Source organism: Actinomadura sp. 7K507, from assembly GCF_004348425.1.
Lineage (GTDB): Bacteria > Actinomycetota > Actinomycetes > Streptosporangiales > Streptosporangiaceae > Spirillospora.
On the sequence record NZ_SMKK01000387.1, the window covers coordinates 1 to 5331 of the forward strand.

Sequence of the window (5331 nt, forward strand, 5' to 3'; positions counted from 1 at the left end):
CGACTGGCTTAGACACCCAAGATCATCGGGGACCGCGTTCGTCGTTCACAACCCCCCGGGTGCCACCCGCCGTTTGGCCTGCCGATCTACCGGCTCATCTCAGCATCTGAGAACGCATTAGCCCTGGTGCTCCTCGGAGACGTCAAGGGTGTCGAGCGTCATGTCGACCATCGGGCGGACCTGTGGTTGAGCCGGGCTTGCGTCCCACACCGCGATGAGGACGCCGGCGATGTCGCGGCTGAACTGGAAGCGGATCTCCTTGCCGGGCGTGGCCGTCACGGCGTTGCTGATCAATTCTGAGGCGATAACGAATGCATCGTCCGAAATATGCATGTAGCCCCAATTGTGCAGACGTGTTTTCGTAAGCGTGCGCGCGAGGCCCGGTGCCGCCTTCGACGCGAGCATGGGGATCAGTAGGCAGTCCGGCTTGCTCATCATCGGTCGCCCGCTCCTTCCTAGAGAGATTCACGGTTCGTGTCTCCAGGATCACTGCGGGTGAGTAGGGTGGTGTGTATTCGTAAACATCTCAACCCCCCGGGAGATGTCGATGAGCGCCGCCGACGAGATCGACCCCGCGTCCTCACTCTATGCCTGGCTGGCCTATGACCTGCGGTTTTACCGTCAGAAGCGAGGGCTCACCGGTGTTCAAGTAGGAAAGATCATCAACTGTGTCCGGTCACATGTTGCAAACCTGGAAGCCGGGCGGGCATGCATCGACATGGATCAGGCGAAGGCCCTCGACAAGTCATGGGACACGGGAGGGCACTTCCAGCGGCTTCTCTTCTTCGCGCGTTCCCTTCACAACCCGGACTGGTTCCGCCAGAGCACCGAGTACGAGGCGAAGGCCAGAATCCTTCGGATCTACCAGGGCCAGACGATCCCGGTCCCTCTGCAGACGGAGGACTACGCCCGCGCCGTCCTGTCCATGGCTCGCGTCGAAGACATTGAGAAGGCGTTGCTGGGACGCATGGCGCGGCAGGAGCTGATCATTGGCAGGGAAGACCATCCCCTGATCATGGTTCTCCTCGACCAGGACTCGCTGGACCGTCCGACCGGAGGCGCTTCGGTTATGAAGGGTCAACTTCGGCGGCTGCTGGAGTTGGGGGAGCGTTCGACTGTGAGCATTCGAGTCATCGCCCGATCGGCTGGTTGGCACTTCGGGTTGAACGGGCCGTTCCAGATCATGAGCCTGGAGCGCAGAGACGTCGCCTACGTCGGCGCGTTCCGTGGTGGCCGCTTGGTCCAGGACCCTGCCGAGGCGCGGGAGATGGCCGTAGATTTCGAGTTGATCGGGGCAAAAGCCTCGTCCGAAGGCGAATCCCGGGCCCTGATCGAAAAGCTCATGGAGGGTTTTTGATGGAGATCAACTGGCGCAAGAGCTCGTACAGCGGTAGCTCCAACGACGAGATGTGCGTCGAGGTTGCCGACCTGATCGGCGGCATCGGGATTAGAGACTCCAAGAACCCGCACGGCGGGCTGCTTGACGTGAGCAGCGTGGAGTTTGCCGTGTTGGTCGGCCAGGTCAAGAAGGGTGCGCTTGACCTGGCCTAGCGGGGTTCCGGTGGTCCGGGGTGGACGGTTCAACGCCCACCCCGGATCGGCCAAGAGATGGCGGGGGAGTGGGACTGATGCGGGGGGACGCGGGATGAGGCCGACGTTGGCGGCCGATGAGGTTCGGCGGGATCTGACGCAGGACCTCACGACGACGTTCGCGCTGGCGAGTGAGCAGGTCCGCGACGCTGGGATGCTTCCTCAGCCATCCTGATCAGGGAATTTTGAGATCTCGCCTGTGCATTCGCGGGTGGCAGTGGTCCGCCGACCTGACCAGCGACCGTATGCGTCGTGCGGCGGGCTGGCACGGGTTCGAGCAGGGCAGGCCTGCCCTGCGGTGTCGACTGGATCCCGTTATCGTCGACGTGCAACTCGTTTCCGTCCGCGCTACATCGGACGGAGGAATCCGTCGCCCGGAGGACGTCGATGCCCCTCGAACCACGTTTCCGTCGGGTCGCCGCTCTGCACCGTTCCTTCGTGGACAGAGAGACAGCGATCGCCGCCTTCGCCGAGGTGTTAAGCGTCGGGCGGGGCTCGCCGTGCGTGTTCAACGTGGCCGGGGTGGGTGGCATCGGCAAGTCCCGTCTCCTGCGGGAACTCGGGCAGCGCAGCGCCGAGACGCACCGGACCGCGACGCTCGACCTCCAGGTCCCCGCGATGCGGCAGCAGGAAGACGCCCTCGCGGTTTTGCGCGTGGAACTCGGCCGCCAGGGCGTTCGGTTCGATCGCTTCGACATCGCCTATGCCGTCCTCTGGCAGCGGCTCCACCCGCACCTGCGCCTCTCCCGCAACGATCTCCCGTTCGTGGACGAGAGCGAGGCACTCTCCCAGGTCCTTGACGGTGCGGCCGGCGTCCCGGTGTTCGGTACCGGCGTCGGGCTGCTGCGCCTGCTGGGCAAGGCCAGGAGCGGGATGCGGCAACGGCACACGATCAAGTCCGACGACACGCTCAGCCAGTTGGACGACCTCACCAATGCCGAGCTGGCCGACGCCGTCACCTACCTGTTCGCCGAGGACCTGCGCGACGGCTCCGACCGCCCCTACGTGATCTTCGTGGACGCCTACGAGGCGCTCGGTACGTCGTCCGCCGGTTCCGGCCGGGCGATGTCCCAGGACGTGTGGCTCCGCGACCTGATCGCCCAGCTCGACAGCGGAGTGGTCGTCCTGGCCAGCCGGGAACCGCTCACTTGGACGACCCACGACCCGGGCTGGGCGGACGTGATCCGCCACCAGCCGGTGGACGGCCTTCCAATGGCGGCCCGCCTGGAGCTCCTGGCCGACGGCGGCATCACCGACCACTCGGCACGCCACGCGATCGCGACCGCCAGCCAGGGCCTCCCCTTCTACCTCCACCTGGCCGTGGACACCCGCACGACGGCGCGGCAGTCAGCCGCTGTCTCGTCCGAGGAGATCCTGCAACGCTTCTTGGCCCACGTTGCTCCCGACGAGATTCGCACGCTCGAACTGCTGAGCGTCGCCCGGATCTTCGACTACGAGATCTTCCAGGCGGTGGCGGACGCGTTCGACCTGCCCCGGCACCGGATGGCCTGGGAGTCGCTGACCGCTTATTCGTTCGTCTACCCGGCCGGCCCCAACGGCTGCCGCTTGCACCAGCTCATGCGTGCCGCCCTGCACCGGCGGCTGTCGCAGGGCACCGCTCAGGACGTGCAGGCCGTCCTCCGGAGACTCTGGGACGCCCGCGCCGCGCAGGACCACGCGGCGGAGGATGGTGTGGCCACCCGAGCACGCGCCATCCGGGAGGCGGCCTTCTGCGGCCTGCGCGCGGGCGCGCTGCGCGGCGAAGACCTCCTCGCGTACGCGGACCGGGCCATGACCTCCGGCGGCAAGCACGGCGTGGACGGCATCGCCCAAGACCTGCGCGAGCACCTGGACGCGGGCGGCGGGGACGCGGACCTGGTGCAGACCGCCCGCTGCCTGGCGGCCGAATCCGCCGTCCTCCTCGGGGACGCGGAAGCCGCCACACAGCTCACTCCGTCCATCGACTGGCCGCTGGACGACATCACCGGTGCGCGCCTGGCGCTTGCAGGCGCGCACGGCCGCCGCATCGCCGGAGCGACCGGCGAAGCCCAGCGACTCTTCCGCCAGGTGTGGAACCAGCACTCGGGCCGGGTCCGGCTGCGGGCGGGATACTGCATGGCGGACCTCGACATGTGCCAAGGGCGCTTCGGCGACGCGCTGTCCATCACGCAGCAGATCCTCGCCGACGCCCCCGACGACGACCTCGTGCTGCGCGGCGACGTGGCCCGCCTCCAGCATCTCGGGTACCGGTTCGGGTTCGACCTCGACTCGTCCGCCCGGTCCCTGGAGACGGCCGCCGAGCTCTACACGCGGGCCGGTGCCATCATCGGCCAGGCCGACATCAAGACCAACCGGGCCGAGTTGCTCGCCTGGACCGACCCGTCCGGTGCCCTCGACGCCGCCGCCGACGCCATCGAGGTACAGACCGAACTCGGCGCCCACCACGAGATCGGCAAGGCGTTCACCGCCCTGGCCATCGCGCAGTGCCGGCTCGGGCAGCACGCCCCGGCAGCCGCGTCGTTCCAATCGGCAACCGAAGCCCTCGAACGGGCCCGCTACCGTTCCGGCCGCGCTCGCGCGGAACTGTTCCGCGCCTTCCTCCACGCCCGGACGGGCGACACCACCAGCGCCGCGGCATCCACCCGCTGGGCCATCGCTGAACTGGTGGCAGCCGAGGTCTACCCCACCCTCCTCATGGTCGCCGGACACCTCCTGAACGCCCTCGACGCGGCAGACGAGCACACCGCTGCGGTGACGGAAAGTGCCCGCGCCCAGATCAGCCCGCCGAACCTGCTCGCGTTCCTTGACGAGCGGGCGAACGCGCTCGTGACAGCCATGCTGGAGAATGGATGAACTGGCGGGACGTCTACGATCGCGCGCTGGCGCAGGGAGGGGCCTCGGCCGGGTACTACAACGACAACATCCGCGTCGACACCCCCGACGGCCCGGTCATCGTCCGGATACCGATTCACGGCGCCGACATGATGGATTTGCGGCCATGGCGTGAAGACCGCGTCCTCTCGGCCGTCGCCCCGCACGTCCGCGACGCACCGCGACTGCTCCACACCTCCGCTGACCCGCCGTTCCAGGTCCACGAGTTCATCGCTGGAGACGTCCTCAACGACGTCGCGCCGCGCGGTGTCCCCGTCCCGCCCCACGTGCTGGACGATGTGGTGCGGCTGTTCACCCAACTCACCAGCGTCCCCAGGCTCCCGGACGTCCCCGCCTCCTGGCCGGCCGACCAGGACACGACCGCCGTCGCGGGCCTCCTGTCCGACCTGACGCACCGCGTATACGACACCTTCCGTGACGAGTACGCCGACCTTTTCACCGCCCTCGCGATACCCGCCGACCCCCTCGCGCCGGTGGACGCCCTGTGGCGCGGACTCACCCCCCGCCCCTTCACCTGCGTCCACGCCGACGTCCACCGCCGCAACATGATCGTCGGCGACGGCACGACCACATTCCTCGACTGGGAACTCGCTCTCTGGGGCGATCCGGTCTACGACCTGGCCGTCCACATCCACAAGATGGGCTACCTGCCTGACGAACAAGCCACGCTCGCCACCCGATGGCAGACCGCCATGCCGTCCGACCACATCACCGGCTGGCAGAAGGACCTGGACGCCTACCTGACCCACGAACGCATCAAGTCGGCGATCGTCGACTCCGTCCGCTACTCCCAACTCTTCGCCACCGGCGGCCCCTACCCCTACCCGAAGCACCAGCTCATCGACTCCC

5 protein-coding genes are annotated in these 5331 nt (G+C 67.6%); 4 read left to right on the forward strand and 1 reads right to left on the reverse strand.

Annotation, left to right across the window (positions count from 1 at the left end; all coding sequences use genetic code 11):
* Positions 1-117: 117 nt before the first annotated feature.
* A complete protein-coding gene (locus E1285_RS42955; RefSeq protein WP_132160668.1) occupies positions 118-438 on the reverse strand; it encodes a HAMP domain-containing histidine kinase in 321 nt (106 codons plus the stop codon).
* Positions 439-547: 109 nt separating this feature from the next.
* On the opposite strand from E1285_RS42955, the gene E1285_RS42960 reads away from it, so the two are divergent.
* The 4 genes from E1285_RS42960 to E1285_RS42975 form a co-directional block, all read left to right on the forward strand.
* On the forward strand, positions 548-1357 hold the full coding sequence (locus tag E1285_RS42960) for a helix-turn-helix transcriptional regulator (protein WP_132160669.1): 810 nt from the start codon (positions 548-550) through the stop codon (positions 1355-1357).
* Entirely contained in the window at positions 1357-1551 is a 195-nt protein-coding gene (locus E1285_RS42965; RefSeq protein ID WP_132160670.1) for a DUF397 domain-containing protein, read from the forward strand. Before E1285_RS42960 ends, E1285_RS42965 begins: the two co-directional genes overlap by 1 nt.
* A 477-nt stretch (positions 1552-2028) precedes the next feature.
* The gene (locus E1285_RS42970; RefSeq protein WP_165967008.1) at positions 2029-4443 is read left to right on the forward strand and encodes an aminoglycoside phosphotransferase family protein; all 2415 of its coding nucleotides are present in this window, start codon (positions 2029-2031) and stop codon (positions 4441-4443) included.
* Positions 4440-5331, forward strand: an 892-nt coding sequence (locus E1285_RS42975) for an aminoglycoside phosphotransferase family protein (protein ID WP_132160672.1), incomplete at its 3' end; no start/stop codon positions are given. The genes E1285_RS42970 and E1285_RS42975, both read left to right, overlap by 4 nt.

Bases quoted from the DNA above. Each gene is read 5' to 3' on its own strand.
- E1285_RS42965 (WP_132160670.1), top strand. From the start codon at position 1,357: ATGGAGATCAACTGGCGCAAGAGCTCGTACAGCGGTAGCTCCAACGAC.
- E1285_RS42955 (WP_132160668.1), bottom strand. From the start codon at position 438: ATGATGAGCAAGCCGGACTGCCTACTGATCCCCATGCTCGCGTCGAAG.
- E1285_RS42960 (WP_132160669.1), top strand. From the start codon at position 548: ATGAGCGCCGCCGACGAGATCGACCCCGCGTCCTCACTCTATGCCTGG.